Raw genomic sequence first — 17298 nt, forward strand, 5'->3', positions numbered from 1 at the left:
TCAGTCACAGCACTCCACCTCGAGCCCCCAGGGCAACTGCTCCCCGCTGAACACCGCGCAGGTCGCCTCATGGCCCCCCAACGCGGCAACGGCCAGCAACAACGACCCCGCCGTCCAAGTGGTCAGCTCCTGAGGCCAGATCGCCGCGTCCTCGAACACGTACCCGGTCCAGTACAGCCCCGACCCCGCATCGCGCAGATGCTGAATGGACTGCAGAATCTCCAACGCCCGGTCGGACTCGCCCACGGCCCACAGGGCCAGGGCGAGTTCGGCCGACTCCCCGCCCGTCACCCACGGGTTGGGAACAACGCACCGCACCCCCAGCCCGGGCACCACGAAACGCTCCCAGTCCTCCTCGATACGGGACTTGGCCTCGACACCGGTCAACGCCCCACCCAGCACGGGGTAGTACCAGTCCATCGAGTAACGGCCCTTGTCCAGGAACCGCTCCGGATGCCGCCGCACGGCATGGCGTAGCGCGCCCGCCGCCAGCTCCCAGTCCGGCTGCGGCTCTTCCCGCTGCTCGGCGATCGCCAGCGCGCACCGCAGCGCCTGGTGGATCGAGGAGGAGCCGGTGAGGAGGGCGTCCGTGGTGGGCGTACCGTCCTCGTCGCGCCGCCAGCCGATCTGCCCGCCCGGCTGCTGCAACCGCAGCACCCACTCGACCGCCGCGTAGACGGTCGGCCACATGCGGTCCAGGAACATGTCGTCGCCGGTGGACAGGTAGTGGTGCCAGACGCCTACGGCTATGTAGGCGACGAAGTTCGACTCGCGCCCCCGGTCGGTGATGTCGTCGAAGTCCCCGTCCTGGTAGGCCGCGTACCAGGACCCGTCCTCGTTCTGATGCCGCGCCAGCCACGCGTACGCCCGCTCGGCGGCCTCGTGCTCGCCCGCCGCGTCCAGGGCCATCGCGGCCTCGGTGTGGTCCCACGGGTCGAGGTGGTGGCCCCGGAACCACGGGATCGCGCCGTCCTCCCGCTGCACGGCGAGGATTCCCCGCACGGTCGCGGCGGCCTGCTCGGCGGTGAGGACCCCGGGCAGGACGAGGTGTTCTGTCCGGGAGGTGGTCACTTGGCGGCCACCTCGGAGGACTCGGAGGACTCGGAGGACTCGGAGGACTCGGAGGACTCGGCCAGGCTCGGCAGGTGCGGCTTGGTCGCGTACGCCACGAAGCTCTTGCCGATCAGCGGGTTCAGCGCCTGCTCGGCGACCCGCGTGGCCAGCGGCTTCTTCATGATGTCCCAGACCAGCAGCTTGTGGTACGCCCGCACCGGCAGCGCCTTGTCGTTGTCGACGCCGAACGCGCACTTCAGCCACCAGTACGGCGAGTGCAGCGCGTGCGCGTGGTGGGTGCCGTACGGCTTCAGTCCCGCTTCCCGGATCTTCGCCAGCAGTTCGTCCGCCTTGTAGATGCGGATGTGGCCGCCCTCGACCTCGTGGTAGGCGTCGGACAGCGTCCAGCACACCTTCTCCGGGCCGTAGCGCGGGACGGTGATGGCGATACGGCCGCCGGGCTTCAACACCCGGACCATCTCGGCGAGTACGCCCTTGTCGTCGGGGATGTGCTCCATCACCTCGGAGATGATGACGACGTCGAAGGACTCGTCGGGGAAGGGCAGCGCGAGGGCGTCGCCCTCCATGGCGGTGGCCGTGGCCCCGGCCGGTGCCTCGCCCGCCTCCTTCATCGCCGCGAACCACTTCGCGACCTCGCGGATCTCCTCGGCGTTCTGGTCGAGCGCCACGACCTGCGCACCCCGCCGGTAGCACTCGAACGCGTGCCGTCCGGCACCGCAGCCGAGGTCCAGGACGCGGTCGCCCGGCGCGAGCGGGAACCGGGAGAAGTCGACGGTCAGCACGTGGCCCTGCTTTCGGGATAGACGCCGGTGTCACTTGTCGGGGCTGCAAAGCTTGTGGGGGCCGCCGCGCGGCCGGGAGTCGTACCGGCGGAGGAGGCGATCGCCTCGCGGTAGCGGGCCACCGTGCCCTCGGCGGCGCGGGCCCAGGTGAAGTGGCGCAGCACCCGCTCGCGCCCGGCCTGCCCGAGTCGCGTACGCAGCTCCGGGTCGCCCAGCAGTCGGCTCAGGCCCGCCGCGAGTGCCCCTGCGTCGCCGGGCGGCACGGCGAGGCACGTCTCGCCGTCGCGGCCCGCGACCTCGGGGATCGCCCCGCCGGTCGTGGCGAGCAGGGGCGTTCCCGTCGCCATGGCCTCGGCGGCGGGCAGGGAGAAGCCCTCGTAGAGGGAGGGCACGCAGGCGATCTCCGCCGAGCGGACCAGGTCGACGAGTTCCGCGTCGGAGATGCCCTTGACGAACTCGACGGCGCCTTCGAGGCCGTAGCGCTCGATGGCCTGGGCGACCGGTCCGTCCTCGGCGCGCTTGCCGACGACGACGAGGTGGGCGTCGGCGTGCTCGGTGCGTACCTTCGCGAGCGCCTCGATGAGGAAGACCAGGCCCTTGAGGGGGACGTCCGCGCTGGACGTCGTCACGATCCGGCCCGGGACCTGTGCCACCGTCGGGTCGGGCGAGAACAGTTCGGTGTCCGCGCCGATGTGGACGACGTGGATGCGGTCCTGCCGTACGCCGAGGTGGTCGACGATCTCCTGGCGGGAGGTGCCGGAGACGGTGAGCACCGAGGGCAGGCGGCGCGCGACGCGCTTCTGCATGCGGGTGAAGGCGTACCAACGGCGCACGGAGTAACGGCGCTTCCAGCCGTCGGCGGCGTCCAGCTCCAACTGGCGGTCGACGGTGATGGGGTGATGGATCGTGGTGACCAGGGGGGCGCCGACGTCACCCAACAGGCCGTAGCCGAGGGTCTGGTTGTCGTGCACGACGTCGAACTGCCCGCGCCGGGCGCGCAGGTGGCGGCGGGCACGCAGGGAGAACGTCAGGGGTTCCGGAAAGCCGCCGGTCCACATCGTGGCGACCTCGAGCGCGTCGATCCAGTCGCGGTACTCGCCACGGCCCGGGGTGCGGAAGGGGTCGGGCTGGCGGTAGAGGTCGAGGCTCGGGAGTTCCGTCAGGCTCAGCCCGTCATAGCCCTCGTCGAGGACGGGGTAGGGCTGGGAGCCGATGACCTCGACACGGTGTCCGAGGCGGGCCAGTTCGCGTGAGAGATGGCGTACGTAAACGCCCTGGCCACCGCAGAACGGGTTTCCCTTGTAGGTGAGGAGCGCGATGTCGAGCGGTCGCTCGCCGTCTGCTGCGAGGTCCTTACCGGACCCCGCCTGACTGGCCTCAGCGGTCACTCCGGGCCCCCTTCTGCCTGCGCTGTCCCGCGAGATTACGTCGGGACGCTAATCTAGAACAAGTTTCAGACTTGATCGTTCGGGAGGCTCCGAATTTACCGGTCGGTAAGGGCGCTGTGAGAAGTGGATCAGGTGATTCGCGCCACGGCGGACAGCCCTGCCATGCTGTGTGATCACCTGTCCTCACCGACTGTCACGGAACGGGACCCATGCCTGCGGAAGCCAAGGTGATCAAGGTGGAAGCCAGTACCTCGCGCCCCTCCCCGCCCCTCACCGAGCGGCAGGAGGCGCGCCGGCGCCGCATCCTGCACGCGAGCGCGCAGCTGGCCAGCCGGGGCGGTTTCGACGCCGTGCAGATGCGGGAGGTCGCCGAGTCCTCGCAGGTGGCACTCGGCACGCTCTACCGCTACTTCCCGTCCAAGGTGCATCTGCTGGTCGCCACCATGCAGGACCAGTTGGAGCACATGCACGGCACGCTGCGGAAGAAGCCCCCGTCGGGCGAGCGCGCGGCCGAACGCGTCGCGGAGACCCTGATGCGCGCCTTCCGCGCCCTCCAGCGCGAGCCACACCTCGCCGACGCCATGGTCCGCGCCCTGACCTTCGCGGACCGCAGCGTGAGCCCCGAGGTCGACCAGGTCTCCCGCCAGACCACCGCGATCATCCTCGACGCGATGGGCCTGGAACGCCCCACCCCCGAACAGCTCTCCGCCGTCCGTGTCATCGAGCACACCTGGCACTCGGCCCTGGTCACCTGGCTCTCCGGCCGCGCCTCCATCGCCCAGGTCAAGATCGACATCGAGACGGTGTGCCGTCTCATCGACCTGACGGCACCGGACCCCGACGCCCCTGGCCACGCGGACATCTAGCCCCGTCGGCGGCGCAGGGCGCCGAGGATCTGGGTGAGCACCTTGAGGGCCGCGGTCCGGCGAGCCGGCCTGCGCGACCAGACGGCGGGGAGGACGACGCCCGCGTAGAGGGCGGCGAAGACCACCGCGACGAGCAGGACGGGCCCATGGAGCGGCTGGAGCGGCATGGCGTTTCCTCCGGGAGACGATCGGCTGGATGCCGAACGAGACTCGCCGTCGCGCGCTTCGCGGTGGCGCGCCTCCGACTCCCGCCGAACTCCCGGCGCAACCCGCAGGTCAGCCCGTACGCTTCGGATTCGTTCGCCGAACCGCACCGAAAGGGTTTGGGAGTTGGCCGCACCACCGGCGGGTCCCGTCGCGGACTTCTGCGCCGAGCTCAACCGCCTCGTCCGCACGTGCCGTGTCGCGCAAGGGGACATCGCCCGAGCACTCGGCCTGAAGAGCACCAGCTCGGTCTCGGAGCTGTTGAACGGGCGGCGGCGCACACCACCGGACTGGGACACGGTGCGACGGATCGTCGAACTGTGCGCGGAACGGAACGGAACCTCGCCCCCGCCTCCCGGCACGAACCTGGACACCAAATGGTGGAGGTTCCGGCAGGCGGAGCTGGAGCGCACGGCCGAGGCGGCGGAAGGGCAGGGCAGGCCGCGGACAGCGCCGACGGCCCCCGCTCCGGTCCTGGCACTCGAGACGGCCGACTGCGTCGACATGAGCGTCGAGGACGCGGTGGGCCTGCTGGTCGTGGACAGCCGTGAGTGGTCGGTCGCCCTGGACACGCTGATGAGCCCACCGGCCGGCGAGGGGAATCAGCAGCGCGTCCTGGCCTACCTGCTGAAAGGCTTTCCGGAGCGGGTGCGGGCCGCGCACGGTGCGGCCAGGGCCGCCCTGATCCAGGCCGCGCGGGTGGTCCTGGTCGCGGCGACGGTGGTGCGGCAGTACCAGAGTCGCGGGGAGGCCACGAGACTCATCGAGGCCACGAGACTCATCCAGGACCTGGCGGACGGTGCGCACGCGGCGCACGAGGCACCGCTGGCGGACTTCCGGGAGAGTGTCACGGCTGACACGGCGTCGCGGCTGACCCGGACGTACGTACAGCTGGCCACCCCGCTGGCGGCGTCCTGCCCCGAGTTCGCTCTGGTAGCGGGCCTGCACGAGTCCGGGGAGGGCCACGGTCCGGCCGGAACCGGGCTGGTCGACCTCGCGGACCTGCTGTCCGAGTTCGTCGGCCAGGGGAAACGCCCCGCGCCCGGGAGCGGGTTGCTGCGCGGCCCGATCGCCTCCCTGCACTCCCCCGGTCCGCGGCTGCCCAGCCTCGCGGAGGGGTACGTCACTCCCCGCTTCCGGCTGGCCGGCCGGTCCCGGGCCGCACGTGCCGGGATCGCTTCGGACAAGTGGTGGGAGGAGCAGCGGGCGCGCGACGGCATCGAGCGGTTCCTCGCCGCCCACCTCCTCGGTCTCCCCGCCCTCCTGGCACCGCTGGTCGTGCTCGGCCACCCCGGGGCCGGCAAGTCGCTGCTCACCAAACTGCTCACGGTCCGGCTCCCGGCCGCCGAGTTCCGCCCCCTGCGCGTGGAGTTGCGCTACGCGCCGGCGGAAGCAGATGTGCAGACGCAGCTGGAACACGCGCTGAGCCGGGCCACCGGGCGGTCGGTGAGCTGGCCGGACTGGTCGGAGGAGGAGCCCGGTCCCGTGCCCGTGGTCCTGCTGGACGGATTCGACGAGCTGCTCCAGGCGGGCGCCCAGAGGATCGGTTCCGCGCGGCAGTGGAACTATCTGCACGAGGTCAAGGCCTTCCAGGAGCGGGAGGCGCGACTCGGCCGCCCGCTGATCGTGATCGTGACGAGCCGCACGGTGGTCGCCGACCGCGCGGACATCCCCTCGAACAGCACGGTGGTCCGGCTGGAGCCGTTCGACGAGCCGGAGATCACGCGCTGGCTCACGGTCTGGAACGCCACGAACTCGGCTTACTTCGACCGGCACGGCCTGCGGCCGCTCACCCTGGAGGTCGTCCTCCCGCACCGGGAGCTCGCGTCCCAGCCGCTGCTGTTGCTCATGCTGGCGCTGTACGACGCGGTCGACAACGCGCTGCACGGTTCACGGGACGAGAGCATCAGCCGGACGCAACTCTACGACCGCCTGCTCAACGAGTTCGTCCGCCGTCAGGTCGAGAAGGACGGCCCGCTGCCCCCGGCCGAGGCGGGCACCGCGGTCGAACGTGAGCTGCACCGCCTGTCGGTGATCGCCCTTTCGATGTTCCACCGCGGTGCGCAGGCCATCAGCGGCGAGGACGCCGCCCGGGACCTGCGGGCGCTCGGCGCCTCGGCACCGGGTGAGGCGGACGACGGCTCGGGACTGCTCTTCGGCCGGTTCTTCTTCGTGCACGAGGCTCAGGCCGTCGTCACGGAGGAGAGACTGCGCAGCTACGAGTTCATGCACGCGACCTTCGGCGAGCATCTGGCCGCCCGGCTCATCGAAGGGGCACTGCGGAGCCTCGCCGAAAGCGACGCCCCCTGGGACGACGGCGAGCTGTACGCGCTGTTGTCCTTCGCGCCGCTCACCGACCGGGCGCAGCTCTGGCAGAACCTGCGGGACATGCTCGCGACCTGGCCGCGGGACCTCCTGCGGACCCACCTGGTGGCCGGGCTCATCGACCTCTTCCGCGCGGTCGCGTGGGACCCCGAGCACCGTACCCCGGTGGCGTACGTCCCGGTGCGGCAGCGCAGGGCGCACCGGGACGCGGTGTACGAGGTGAACCTGGTGCTGATCGTGGTGCTGGCGGCGGACGAGGTGTACGCCTCGGAGCTGCTGGAGGGCGGCGGCGACACTGCAGCCGGGTGGCGGCGGTACGCCCTGGGGTGGCAGGCCCAGTTGTCGACGCAGTCATGGGACGCGTTGGCCTCGACCCTCCATCCCGAACACTGCTGGCGTCCCGATCCATTGGACGCGGGCACGGAGAAGACGGATCTGCTCATCACCACGCGTCGGGCACCGCTCGTCAACCATGAGCTCAACTGGTCACTGCGTGTGCCCCCGCCCGAGGCCGTGAAGCCTCTGTCCGACCGGGCGGCGGCTCGGCTCTCCGACCACCACGCCGCGAACCTGATCAGGCGGGTCTCGTTCATCGGTGATCACGACACCGAGCTGTTGTTGCACGTCGGCTACCCGGTGCTGCTCCAGCTGCCGAGCAGCACCTCGACGTTCAACTCGTTTTCGGGCGACCGTGTGGAATCGGCCGCACAACCTCTCGTCGCCCTCCTGACACGCGACGTATACGCCCCCGCTGTGCTGCCCGTCCTGTACACGGAGTGCCTGGACCAGGCCGAGCTGCTGGCGCGGGAAGAGCGGGGCCCCTACGTCGAGGCCGTGCTGCGTCACCTGGTCCATGACGTCCGCGAGCTGCCGGACGACGCCCTCGCGTCCGTCCTGTCCCACCTGCACCACAGGTTGGTGAGCGGCGGGGTGCCCCTCACCCCGGGGATGGAGCAACCGCTCCTGGACTGCGTCCGCCATGCCCTGGACCGGGGAAGTCCCAAGCTGAACGGCCCGCTCGAATCCCTCCGCACGGTTCTCCTCCGGAACGACGACCTCGCGAGCACAGGCGGCATTCCCCTGCGAGAACTCCTGCGATTGACTCACCTCAGCCACTCCACCCGCGCCTGGCAGTGGTCAGGCCCTCTGCGCGGTGAGATGGCGGCCGATCAGTTCGACGACGTTCTCGAAGGCCTCGACCTCGGCGAGGTTGCCGCCCGCCACCCCGCAGCCGTCATCGGCCTCCTCCGCCTCGCCACGGAACTGGGCCTCGAGGACTGGCTCGCCACCCACACCGCGGATCTCCTTGCCGCGCTCCCCGCCGAGGCCTTCGGCCTCCTCCGCCCGTCCGACCTGCCCCGCCTGCGTGCGGCCCTGCCGAAGGGCGCGTACGCCGAAGAGTTCGAGCAGATCCAAGGGGCGTGGCGCGACCCGAAACAGTGAGGGACCTACGAGACGGGTTCCCTTCGCCGGTATTGCCCGGATCAGGTGGCTGGGGGTCGCCTTCCGGTCGAGGGGCGCTTTCCTGCCCCTCGGCTTTCGGGCCTCTCAGCCCGACCGTCGACGTCGGCACCAGCGGAAGCCGAAACCTCACGCCCATGTCGGCTACTCCGGTCGAACTCCCTCACTCGTCTCGTAGGCCACTTCCAGAATAGAACTTCTGGGCGGGGACAAAAGCCCCCAAATCATGATTTTTTGGATAGGATTCCGCCTACTGCTCCTCGGGCGGAAACACCGGCTCCCCGCTGCTCAGCAACGTGATCACGATCGCCTCCACCGGACAGCTCTCCGCCGCCTCCAACACCCGCTCGTTCGCGTCCGGGTCGGCTTCCACCGGATGGGACTGGCGAGCCGTGTCGAGACGGAAGCCGCCCGGGGCGTGGTGGAGGCACTGGGCTGAGCCGATGCACAGGGAACGGTCCACCTCGACGTGCCAGCGGTCACCCATCCGCTAGCCCTCCCAGCCGGCCGGCAGGTGGATCATCTTGTGCTCCAGGTACTCGCCGTACCCCTCGGGGCCGAACTCCCGCCCGAGCCCCGAGTTCTTGTAGCCGCCGAACGGGCCGAGCATGTCGAGGCTGAAGGTGTTGACCGAGTACGTGCCCGTACGGACCTGCCGCGCGACCTCGATGCCGTGCGCGACGTCGGCGGTCCACACGCTGCCGCTGAGCCCGTAGTCGGAGTCGTTGGCGATCTTCACGGCCTCGGACTCGTCGCCGTACGGCAGCAGGCAGATCACCGGGCCGAAGATCTCCTCCCGCGCGATGCGCATGGAGTTGTCGACGTCCCCGAAGAGCGTGGGCTCCACGTACCAGCCGCGGTCCAGGCCCGCCGGGCGCCCGCCGCCGGTGAGGATCTTCGCGCCCTCCTCCTGCCCGATGCGGATGTAGTCGAGGTTGCGCCGCTGCTGCCGCTCGGCGACCAGCGGGCCGACCTGGGTCGCCGGGTCCAGCGGATCACCGACCACGAGGGCACCGGCCGCCGCCGCGAAGGCCTCGGCGAACTCGTCGTAGCGCGAGCGCGGCAGCAGGATGCGGGTCTGGGCCACGCAGGCCTGCCCGTTGTTCATCCAGGCGGCCGGCACGATGCCGGCCACCGCCGTCTCGACGTCCACATCCGGCAGCACGACGGCCGCCGACTTCCCGCCCAGCTCCAGGGTCACGCGGGTCAGGTTGCGTGCGGCCACCTCCATGACCCGCTTCCCGGCCGCGACCGAGCCGGTGAAGGAGACCTTGTCGATGCCCGGGTGCCCCACCAGGTACTCGCTGACCTCGCGGTCCGCCGGCAGGATCGACAGCACGCCCTCCGGCAGCCCCGCCTCCGTCGCGATCTCGGCCAGCAGGTACGCGTCCAGCGGCGACTCCGGCGACGGCTTCAGCACCACGGTGCAGCCGGTGAGCAGCGCGGGCGCGAGTTTGGCGGCGGCCACGAACTGCGGCACGTTCCAGGGCACGACGGCCGCGACCACCCCGACCGGCTCGCGCCGTACGAGGATCCTCCCGAGCACGCCGTCACGCGTCTCCTCGTAGACGAAGTTCCGCGCAACCGTGATCGCCGCATCCCACACCATCATCGCGCCGAGCGCCTGCGCGAGGACGCTCCAGGAGTACGGCGACCCGTTCTCCGACGAGATCACGCGGGCGATCTCCTCGTGCCGGACGGCGATCGCGTCCTTGATGCGGGTTACGACCGCGATCCGCTCGTCGAGGCTCATCCGCGGCCAGGGCCCCTCGTCGAACGCCCGCCGGGCCACGGCCACCGCCCGGTCCACGTCAGCCGTCGACGCGTGCGGCACCCGACCGATGACCTCCTCGGTGTGCGGGGAGATCACCTCTATCACGTCCTTGCCCAGGGGATCGGTCAACTCCCCGCCGATGAACAGCTGTCGGTGTTCCACGAGCTCGGCCATGGCGACTGCCTTCGTTTCTGACGGTGTTTCAGAAACTGATACCAGCTCTGGTCAAACGGTTCAAGAGTCCGCCCCCTGCCGCCCCAACGCCTCCCGTACCGCCGTCAGGATCGCCTCCGTCCCCGCGCCCAACGCGCGCGCCGCCGCTGTGAAGTCACGGGTCAGGGTGGTCAGTTGGTCGGGGTCGAAGCGGACCGGCCCGATGGGGAGGGTCGCGACCCGGGTACCGGCGCCGCGGCGCGTGCGGATCAGTTCGGCGGCCTCCAGCTCGCGGTAGGCACGGGCCACGGTGCCGGGCGCGAGGCCCAGGTCGGCGGCGAGCTGGCGTACGGTCGGCAGGCGTTCGCCCTCGGCCAGCCGGCCGGTGAGGATCAGGGCGGCGAGCTGGGCGCGGATCTGCTCGTACGGCGGAACCTGGCTGGTGGTGTCGACGCGGACCGCGGGTTCACTCATCGTCGACAGCTCGGGGGACCACGATGGTGGACACGGACCAGCCGAGGGTGAACAGGCTCAGGAAACCCAAGGGGTAGATCACCAGGGCGGTGATGTCGCCGAGCATCCCGGCGCAGCGGGAGTAGAACAGCACCCGGCCGATCATCCCCAGGACGAGCAGCAACTGGCTGGAGACCAGCAGGCCCCAGGCCGCGGTGATCGCCCAACTGCGGTCGTGCCGCTGCTGGTTGTCGCCGGGGCGGTGGGCGATGCGACGCAGCGCCCAGGCGCAGGCGGCGGTGCCGAGGGTGAGGGAGGCAAGGATCAGAGGGGCGTAGTAGAGGCCCGGCCAGGGGGCGAGGCGGCGGGTCAGGCCGACGGCGCAGGTCACGGCGAGCGCCCGGCCGGTACGGCCCTGGGTGTCGGCGTCGGCTGCGGCGACGCCGATCAGCAGCAGAAGGGCGAGGCCGGCCGTCTGCAAGACGAGCAGCGGGGCCATCCGGGGCGGTACGTGGTCCCGGACCCGGCGCGGGGCGAGGGCGGCGGTGCGGACCCTGTCCTGCGGGGCGGGAGTGAGCGAGTCGCCGAGCAGCACCCCGCCCACCGCGCACAGCCCGAAGGCGGTGACGGCGGACACGAACGGCATGGCCATGTCGTCGCTGTCCATGGTCGCCAGCCCCTGGGCGACGGCTGCTCCGAGCGCCAGCCCGGCCCAGCGGGCACACAGGTCGGCGCGGGCCAGGAGTCTGTCGGGCGTGACGGTGTCGATCATGTCGGCCCCCGTGAAATACTTGTATCAAGTGGCGAGTACAAGATGCTGGGCCGCGCCATCTTGTGTCAAGTCCTTGATACAAGATGGCAGTTCTGCACTGTCCCGGCCCCGTCCTTGAAGCCCCCGCCTGGCACAAGGCTGTTCGCCTCCCCCTCTCCCCGTACAGCTTTGTACGGCTTTGCGATCGCCGCCGAGAACCGAACCCGTCCCACGCGCGTGATATCGGAGAGCGCATTGGCATGCACACGAGGGCGGGGGAACGCGAGTGGGATCCACAGCACGCGCGAGAACGGCGGCACTGGCCGCCGTGGCGGCGGGGGCGCTGGTCACGGGGGCGGTATCGGCCGGTGGCCAGCCGGCGCAAGCCGTCGGCTCCGGCGCGCACGACACGAGGGCCTCGGCGAAGGCGAAGCAGGCGGCGACCGTCACGCTGATCACCGGCGACCGCGTGGTCGTCGGCGTCGACGGGGGGTTAGTCCGGCTCGTGCGCGGCAAGGGCCGGGAGGACATCGGCTTCTCGGTGCGGCGCGCGGCCGGCCACACGTACGTCGTCCCGCAGGACGCCCTGCGCCCGGTCGCCGACGGCGTGCTCGACCGGCGGCTCTTCGACGTCACGCAGCTGGTCAGGGACGGATACGACGACGCGCACCGCACCACGCTGCCGCTGATCGTCGGCTACCGGCAGGACGGCACCGGGACAGGGGCACTCACCGGCGCCCGCGACCCGTTCGCGGGCGTGGTCGTCCGGGAGCGCCGTGCGCTGCCCGCGGTCGACGGCGAGGCCTTCGAGGCGCCCAAGACCGGTGCCCCGGCGCTGTGGGCGGCCGTCACAGGCCGCTCCTCGGCCCGCACGGCAGGCGGTACGGCCGCCCCCGCACGGCCCCTCGCCCATGTCTGGCTGGACGCGAAGGTCCGGGCCGCGCTGGCCGAGAGCGTGCCGCAGATCGGTGCGCCCGTCATGTGGAAGTCGGGCTACACCGGCAAAGGCGTCAAGGTGGCGGTCCTGGACTCGGGCGTGGACCAGACCCACCCGGACCTCAAGGGTGCCGAGATCGCGCAGAAGAACTTCAGCGAGTCTCCCGACGTCAAGGACCGCTTCGGGCACGGTACGCACGTGGCCTCCATCCTCGCCGGGAGCGGTGCGAAGTCCGGCGGCCGCTACAAGGGCGTGGCGCCCGGCGTGAAGCTGCTGGACGGCAAGGTCCTGGACGATGACAACACCGGACTCACCTCGAACATCGTCGCCGGCATGCAGTGGGCCGTCGACCAGGGCGCGAAGATCGTCAACATGAGTCTGGGCTCCCCCGACGACCCGGGTGTCGACCCGAAGGAGGCGGCCATCGCCCGGCTCTCCGGCAAGGCCCTGTTCGTCGTGGCCGCGGGCAACTCGGGCGACGGGCCCCGCACGGTCTGGTCACCGGGCAGCGCCCCCGCGGCGCTCACCGTCGGCGCCGTGGACAAGAAGGACGCGCTCGTCGACTTCTCCAGCCGCGGCCCGAACCTCGACGGCACGCCCAAGCCGGACATCACCGGCCCCGGCTTGGACATCACCGCCGCCCTGAGCACGCAGAGCCAGCCGCCCCCGAGCGAGGACTACGTGTCGCTCTCCGGCACGTCGATGGCCTCCCCGCACGTCGCGGGCGCCGCCGCCCTGGTGCTCCAGCAACACCCGGACTGGAGCGGAGCCCGACTGAAGGCGCTCCTGACCGGTTCCGCCAAGCCCAATCCGCTGCTGAACGCCAACCAGCAGGGCGCGGGCCGGGTGGACCTGGCGCGCGCCGCCACGGCCCTGGTCGTCTCCGAGCCCGGCTCCCTCGGCTTCGGCACGCACGCCTGGCCGCACGCCGACGACAAGCCGGCCTCGAAGACCCTCACCTACCACAACTACGGCACCCGGGCCGTCACCCTGCGGCTGAGTGCCTCCGGAGCCGACTCGTCGGGCCGCCCCGCCGCGGCCGGACTGTTCACCGTGAAGGACGCCCGGCTCACCGTTCCGGCCGGCGGCACCGCGAAGACCACCGTCACGGCCGACACGCGCAAGGGCACCGTGGACGGCGTGTTCGGCGGCAGCGTGCTGGCGTCGGGAGACGGCCAGCAGGTGCGCACCGGTCTCGTGGTCGACCGGGAGGTGGAGTCGTACGACGTCACGGTGCGGCACATCGACGCCGACGGTGCCGACCCGGCCACCTACGCGACGACGATCAACCCCGTCGGCGGGAGCGGCAAGCGCGTCGAACTCCCGTACCGCGCGAACGGCACGGTGGTCCAGCGGCTGCCCAAGGGCTCCTACCAGTTGGAGAGCCTGGTCTTCGCCAGGGACAACGAGCTGGGCTTCTTCGTCCAGCCGGTTCTGAAGGTGACCGGGAACGTCAAGGTCGCCCTCGACTCCCGCAAGGCGAAGCCGTTCGCCGTCAAGGCCCCCGATCCGGCCGCGAAGCTCGTCACCTCCATCGTCGGTTACGACGACCAGGCCGCGGACGCCTTCAACTCCTGGTCCACCAGCGGCGTGCCGCCGATCCGCACCGCCGCCCTCGGCCCGGCGTCCCCCACCATGCGGGCCCAGTTCAACGGGGTGTGGAAGACGCCCGGCGCGGCCGGCAAGAACGTCGACTACCGGCTCGCCTTCCACCGCAAGGGGAGCTTCTTCACCGGCCTGAACCGCACCGTCACGCGGGCCGAGGTCGCCGAGGTGAAGCTCGGCTTCGGCGCCTCCGTCACGGGGGCCAAGGGCCGGGTCCACATCACGCCGATGGACGAGCGCGGGATCAGCGTCGGCATCCAGGAACCACAGGAGCAGAACCTGCCGCAGGCCACCACGCACTACCTCAGCACGGCCGGCGTGCACTGGTCCTGGGCGGCCGCGCAGCTCAACGCCCGCAGCGAGGAGCGCATGCTCTACACGAAGGAGTGGGTGACCTACAGGCCGGGCTCCAGCCAGACGCTGAGGTTCAACACCGGTGTGGTCGGCCCCGATCTCGCGGCAGGGAAAGCGAAGGAGGAGGGCGCCGAGCGGACCGGCGACCACATCAGCGCCATGATCCCCCTGTTCAACGACGGCAGCGGAAACCCGGGGTCCTCGACCGTCACCAGCGGCTTCGCCCGGCTGGAATCCGGCGGGCGGGTCCTCGGCGAGGGCCCGGCCACGGACTGGCTCAGCGCCGAAGTCCCCGCCGCCTCCGCCGCGTACCGCCTGACGGTCGAGGCGAGCCGCTCCGCCGATGACACCTCCACCAGCACGAAGGTGTCAGGGGTGTGGACGTTCACCTCGGCCAGGCCGGCGTCGGACCGCACGGCCCGCCTGCCGCTGTCGACGGTGCGGCTCGCGCCGAAGCTGAGCCTGCGCGGGACGGCTCCGGCGGGCAGCACGCTCACGGTGCCGCTGAAGCCGGGCGGCGCGGCCGCCGCGGCCGGGCAGGTCGCCGCGCTGGCCGTGAACGTCTCCTACGACGGCGGCCGGACCTGGAAGCAGCTCACCGTGACGACCGACGCGAAGGGGGCGCGCTCGGTCAGCGTGAAGCACCCGGCGACCGCCCGGGCCGTGTCCTTCCGGGTGGACCTGAAGGACAAGGACGGCAACACCGTGCGCGAGACGATCACGAACGCCTACCGGCTGGCTCCGTGAGGTGACCCTACGACGGTGACCGCTGCCCGGCGCCGGTGAGCCCTCCGGCCTGGTCCCCGCACCTGCGGGAACCAGGCCGGATCCGCGTCCGGTCGACCGGCGTGTGCGGTGCGCCGGAGAGCTGGACGGGGCAAGCGCAAAGTTCCCTCCCAGCCGATCTGACAGAGCATCAGTTCCGGCTATAGTGGGCCACGGCCGTGGGACGGAGGGCAGATGCAGAGCAGCCAGGACCGCGAACCCGGGGCGACGGTGTACGACCACGGCGGCGGCGTCCGCTCCGTCGAGGTCCCCATCCCGGACAACCCGCTCGGCCACACCCTCGTGTACGTCGTCGACACCGACCGCGGGCCGGTCCTGATCGACACGGGCTGGGACGACCCGGCCTCCTGGGACACGCTGGCAGGCGGCCTGACGGCGTGCGGCACCTCGATCGCCGAGATCCACGGGGTCGTCATCACCCACCACCACCCCGACCACCACGGCCTGTCGGGCCGGGTGCGGGAGGCGTCCGGCGCGTGGGTCGCGATGCACGCGGCGGACCTGGCGATCGTCCGCAGGACGCGCGAGACCCGCCCCGAGCGCTGGTTCACCTACATGACGGCGAAGCTCACCGCCGCGGGCGCCCCCGAGGACCACGTGGCCCCCCTGCGCACGGCACCCCGCCGCACCCTCCCCGGCCTCTCCCCCGCCCTCCCCGACCGCGAGATCGTCCCCGGCGAACTCCTCGACCTCCCCGGCCGCCACCTCCGCGCGATCTGGACACCGGGCCACACACCCGGCCACGTCTGCCTCCACCTGGAGGAGGAACACCCCGCCCGACTCCCCGGCCACGGACGGCTGTTCTCCGGCGACCACATCCTCCCCGAGATCACCCCCCACATCGGGCTCTACGAGGACCCCGACGACGCCACCGTCACGGACCCACTCGGCGACTACCTCGACTCCCTCGAACGCGTCGGCCGCCTCGCACCCGCGGAGATCCTCCCGGCCCACCAGCACGCGTTCACGCACACGGGCACCCGGGTGAGGGAGCTGCTCACCCACCACGAGACCCGCCTCACCGACCTCCTCTCCCTCCTGTCCACCCCCCTCACCCCCTGGCAACTCGCCGAACGCATGGAGTGGAACCGACCGTGGGCGCACATCCCCCATGGCTCAAGGAACATCGCCGTCTCCGAGGCGGAGGCGCATCTGCGGCGGCTGGTGAAGCTGGGGCGTGCGGAGGCGGTGACGGGGAGCGAGCCGGTGACGTACGTGGCGGTGTAGGACGCACGTGACGGTCGGTGTCCCGACCGGCAGGCCTCCCGTCAGGACGACATCGCGGCGCGGTCGGACTCGCTGCGCAGGACGCAGAACTCGTTGCCTTCCGGGTCCGCGAGGACGGCCCAGCCCGCGCCGCCGGGTTCCCGGCGGTCGGTGACGAGGGTGGCACCGAGGTTCAGCAGCCGCTCGACCTCCTCCTCGCGCGAGGTCTTCGGACGCAGGCACAGGTGAAGGCGGTTCTTGCCCCTCTTCGGTTCCGGCACCTGATTGAAGAACAGCAAGGGCCCCTCCGGCAGCATCACCTGAGTCTCGCGGTCACCCGGTTCGTCCCGCGGATGCAGCGGGCAGCCGGTCACCTCGCTCCAGAACCGAGCCAGCCGATAGGCATCCGCACAGTCGATCGCCACGTTCTGCACTACAGAGACCATGCGGAGGAGCCTGCCCGAGGACGGCGGGGGCCGCTACCGCATTTCGCCCCGTCATACGCCCTGGACCGTGAGCGACCGGACCAACTCCTCCGCCTTCCCCAGGAGTTCCACCTCGTCCCGGCTCATCGTCGGGTTGACCGCTCGACGCCTCCGAGCCTCGACCAGCCCCTCCTCTGTCAGGTCCGACGGATCGGCGAGCAGGGCGGTCAGCATGGCGCGGGCGGGTTCGGCGTAGGGCTCGTCGGACAGGGCGGCCTGCGCGAGGATGATCGCGGACATGCCCCAGTCGAGCCCCGGGTCGCCCCGCTCCGCGGTGCCCCAGTCGATCACGCGGGGGCCGCTGTCGGTGAGGATCACGTTCTCGGGATGCAGGTCCAGGTGAATGACACGGCCGGGGACGGCGTGCAGCCGGCGCAGCAGCCCGGCGAGGACGGCGCCCGCGTCCTGCGACGTCAGCGAGCCCGCCGCCCACGCCTGCACCATCGTCGGCCCGGTCAGCCGCTCCATCATCAGGTCCGTACGCGAGTTGGACGGCCGGACCCGGGGCACGGGGTAACCATGTCCGCGCACGTACTCCATCAGCGCCCCCTCGGCCGCCGCGTCCCCCCACCCCTCCCGGTCGCGGCGCAGCACCCACTCCTCGTCGATCTCGTACACGTCGGCCGTACGGCCCGAGCCGAGCAGTCTCCCCGTGGTGGTCATGGCCCGAACCTACCCGGCACGCCTTTCCTAC

The 17298-nt window shown here is 71.3% G+C and carries 14 protein-coding genes; 4 read left to right on the plus strand and 10 right to left on the minus strand.

From position 1 onward, the window contains the following. Genes AC067M_RS02295 through AC067M_RS02305 form a run of 3 tightly spaced genes read right to left on the minus strand, consistent with a single transcriptional unit; the run spans window position 1 to window position 3244 of the window. Window positions 1-1071, minus strand: a complete 1071-nt coding sequence (locus AC067M_RS02295; RefSeq protein ID WP_478695064.1) for a prenyltransferase/squalene oxidase repeat-containing protein — start codon at window positions 1069-1071, stop codon at window positions 1-3. Beyond that, window positions 1068-1856: a class I SAM-dependent methyltransferase gene (locus tag AC067M_RS02300; RefSeq protein ID WP_478695065.1), complete on the minus strand. Its 789-nt coding sequence runs from the start codon at window positions 1854-1856 to the stop codon at window positions 1068-1070. The genes AC067M_RS02295 and AC067M_RS02300 overlap by 4 nt, the downstream gene beginning before the upstream one ends. Continuing rightward, on the minus strand, window positions 1850-3244 hold the full coding sequence (locus AC067M_RS02305) for a glycosyltransferase family 4 protein (protein ID WP_478695066.1): 1395 nt from the start codon (window positions 3242-3244) through the stop codon (window positions 1850-1852). The genes AC067M_RS02300 and AC067M_RS02305 overlap by 7 nt, the downstream gene beginning before the upstream one ends. A 209-nt stretch (window positions 3245-3453) precedes the next feature. On the opposite strand from AC067M_RS02305, the gene AC067M_RS02310 reads away from it, so the two are divergent. Then, window positions 3454-4110 (plus strand): TetR family transcriptional regulator, encoded by a 657-nt coding sequence (locus AC067M_RS02310; protein ID WP_478695067.1) that lies wholly within the window; start codon window positions 3454-3456, stop codon window positions 4108-4110. Here the strand turns inward: AC067M_RS02310 and AC067M_RS02315 are convergent. Further along, window positions 4107-4277, minus strand: coding sequence for a hypothetical protein (locus AC067M_RS02315; protein WP_478695068.1), 171 nt, complete (start codon window positions 4275-4277; stop codon window positions 4107-4109). The two genes, AC067M_RS02310 and AC067M_RS02315, sit on opposite strands and share 4 nt — an antisense overlap. 163 nt (window positions 4278-4440) lie before the next feature. Here AC067M_RS02315 and AC067M_RS02320 point away from each other — a divergent pair, with 163 nt between their 5' ends. Then, a complete protein-coding gene (locus AC067M_RS02320; RefSeq protein ID WP_478695069.1) occupies window positions 4441-8082 on the plus strand; it encodes an NACHT domain-containing protein in 3642 nt (1213 codons plus the stop codon). A gap of 268 nt (window positions 8083-8350) precedes the next feature. On the opposite strand, the gene AC067M_RS02325 is transcribed toward AC067M_RS02320, so the two are convergent. Genes AC067M_RS02325 through AC067M_RS02340 form a run of 4 tightly spaced genes read right to left on the minus strand, consistent with a single transcriptional unit; the run spans window position 8351 to window position 11252 of the window. Next, window positions 8351-8587, minus strand: coding sequence for a ferredoxin (locus AC067M_RS02325; protein ID WP_478695070.1), 237 nt, complete (start codon window positions 8585-8587; stop codon window positions 8351-8353). A gap of 3 nt (window positions 8588-8590) precedes the next feature. Further along, window positions 8591-10048 (minus strand): aldehyde dehydrogenase, encoded by a 1458-nt coding sequence (locus AC067M_RS02330; protein WP_478695071.1) that lies wholly within the window; start codon window positions 10046-10048, stop codon window positions 8591-8593. A gap of 60 nt (window positions 10049-10108) precedes the next feature. Further along, the gene (locus AC067M_RS02335) at window positions 10109-10501 is read right to left on the minus strand and encodes a GntR family transcriptional regulator (protein ID WP_478695072.1); all 393 of its coding nucleotides are present in this window, start codon (window positions 10499-10501) and stop codon (window positions 10109-10111) included. Next, the gene (locus AC067M_RS02340) at window positions 10494-11252 is read right to left on the minus strand and encodes a hypothetical protein (protein WP_478695073.1); all 759 of its coding nucleotides are present in this window, start codon (window positions 11250-11252) and stop codon (window positions 10494-10496) included. Before AC067M_RS02340 ends, AC067M_RS02335 begins: the two co-directional genes overlap by 8 nt. A gap of 265 nt (window positions 11253-11517) precedes the next feature. Here AC067M_RS02340 and AC067M_RS02345 point away from each other — a divergent pair, with 265 nt between their 5' ends. Together AC067M_RS02345 and AC067M_RS02350 are read left to right on the plus strand one after the other, a co-directional pair. Then, window positions 11518-14874: a S8 family peptidase gene (locus AC067M_RS02345; RefSeq protein ID WP_478695074.1), complete on the plus strand. Its 3357-nt coding sequence runs from the start codon at window positions 11518-11520 to the stop codon at window positions 14872-14874. A gap of 213 nt (window positions 14875-15087) precedes the next feature. Next, window positions 15088-16140, plus strand: coding sequence for an MBL fold metallo-hydrolase (locus tag AC067M_RS02350; RefSeq protein ID WP_478695075.1), 1053 nt, complete (start codon window positions 15088-15090; stop codon window positions 16138-16140). A gap of 41 nt (window positions 16141-16181) precedes the next feature. Here the strand turns inward: AC067M_RS02350 and AC067M_RS02355 are convergent, their stop codons facing one another. Together AC067M_RS02355 and AC067M_RS02360 are read right to left on the minus strand one after the other, a co-directional pair. Then, window positions 16182-16565, minus strand: coding sequence for a VOC family protein (locus AC067M_RS02355; protein WP_478695076.1), 384 nt, complete (start codon window positions 16563-16565; stop codon window positions 16182-16184). A gap of 51 nt (window positions 16566-16616) precedes the next feature. After that, entirely contained in the window at window positions 16617-17267 is a 651-nt protein-coding gene (locus tag AC067M_RS02360) for a phosphotransferase (RefSeq protein ID WP_478695077.1), read from the minus strand. Window positions 17268-17298: the final 31 nt, after the last annotated feature.

The sequence above is a fragment of the Streptomyces sp. NPDC043427 genome (assembly GCF_056436655.1).

Bases quoted from the DNA above. Each gene is read 5' to 3' on its own strand.
- AC067M_RS02310 (WP_478695067.1), top strand. From the start codon at position 3,454: ATGCCTGCGGAAGCCAAGGTGATCAAGGTGGAAGCCAGTACCTCGCGC.
- AC067M_RS02315 (WP_478695068.1), bottom strand. From the start codon at position 4,277: ATGCCGCTCCAGCCGCTCCATGGGCCCGTCCTGCTCGTCGCGGTGGTC.
- AC067M_RS02325 (WP_478695070.1), bottom strand. From the start codon at position 8,587: ATGGGTGACCGCTGGCACGTCGAGGTGGACCGTTCCCTGTGCATCGGC.
- AC067M_RS02330 (WP_478695071.1), bottom strand. From the start codon at position 10,048: ATGGCCGAGCTCGTGGAACACCGACAGCTGTTCATCGGCGGGGAGTTG.
- AC067M_RS02335 (WP_478695072.1), bottom strand. From the start codon at position 10,501: ATGAGTGAACCCGCGGTCCGCGTCGACACCACCAGCCAGGTTCCGCCG.
- AC067M_RS02340 (WP_478695073.1), bottom strand. From the start codon at position 11,252: ATGATCGACACCGTCACGCCCGACAGACTCCTGGCCCGCGCCGACCTG.
- AC067M_RS02350 (WP_478695075.1), top strand. From the start codon at position 15,088: ATGCAGAGCAGCCAGGACCGCGAACCCGGGGCGACGGTGTACGACCAC.
- AC067M_RS02355 (WP_478695076.1), bottom strand. From the start codon at position 16,565: ATGGTCTCTGTAGTGCAGAACGTGGCGATCGACTGTGCGGATGCCTAT.
- AC067M_RS02360 (WP_478695077.1), bottom strand. From the start codon at position 17,267: ATGACCACCACGGGGAGACTGCTCGGCTCGGGCCGTACGGCCGACGTG.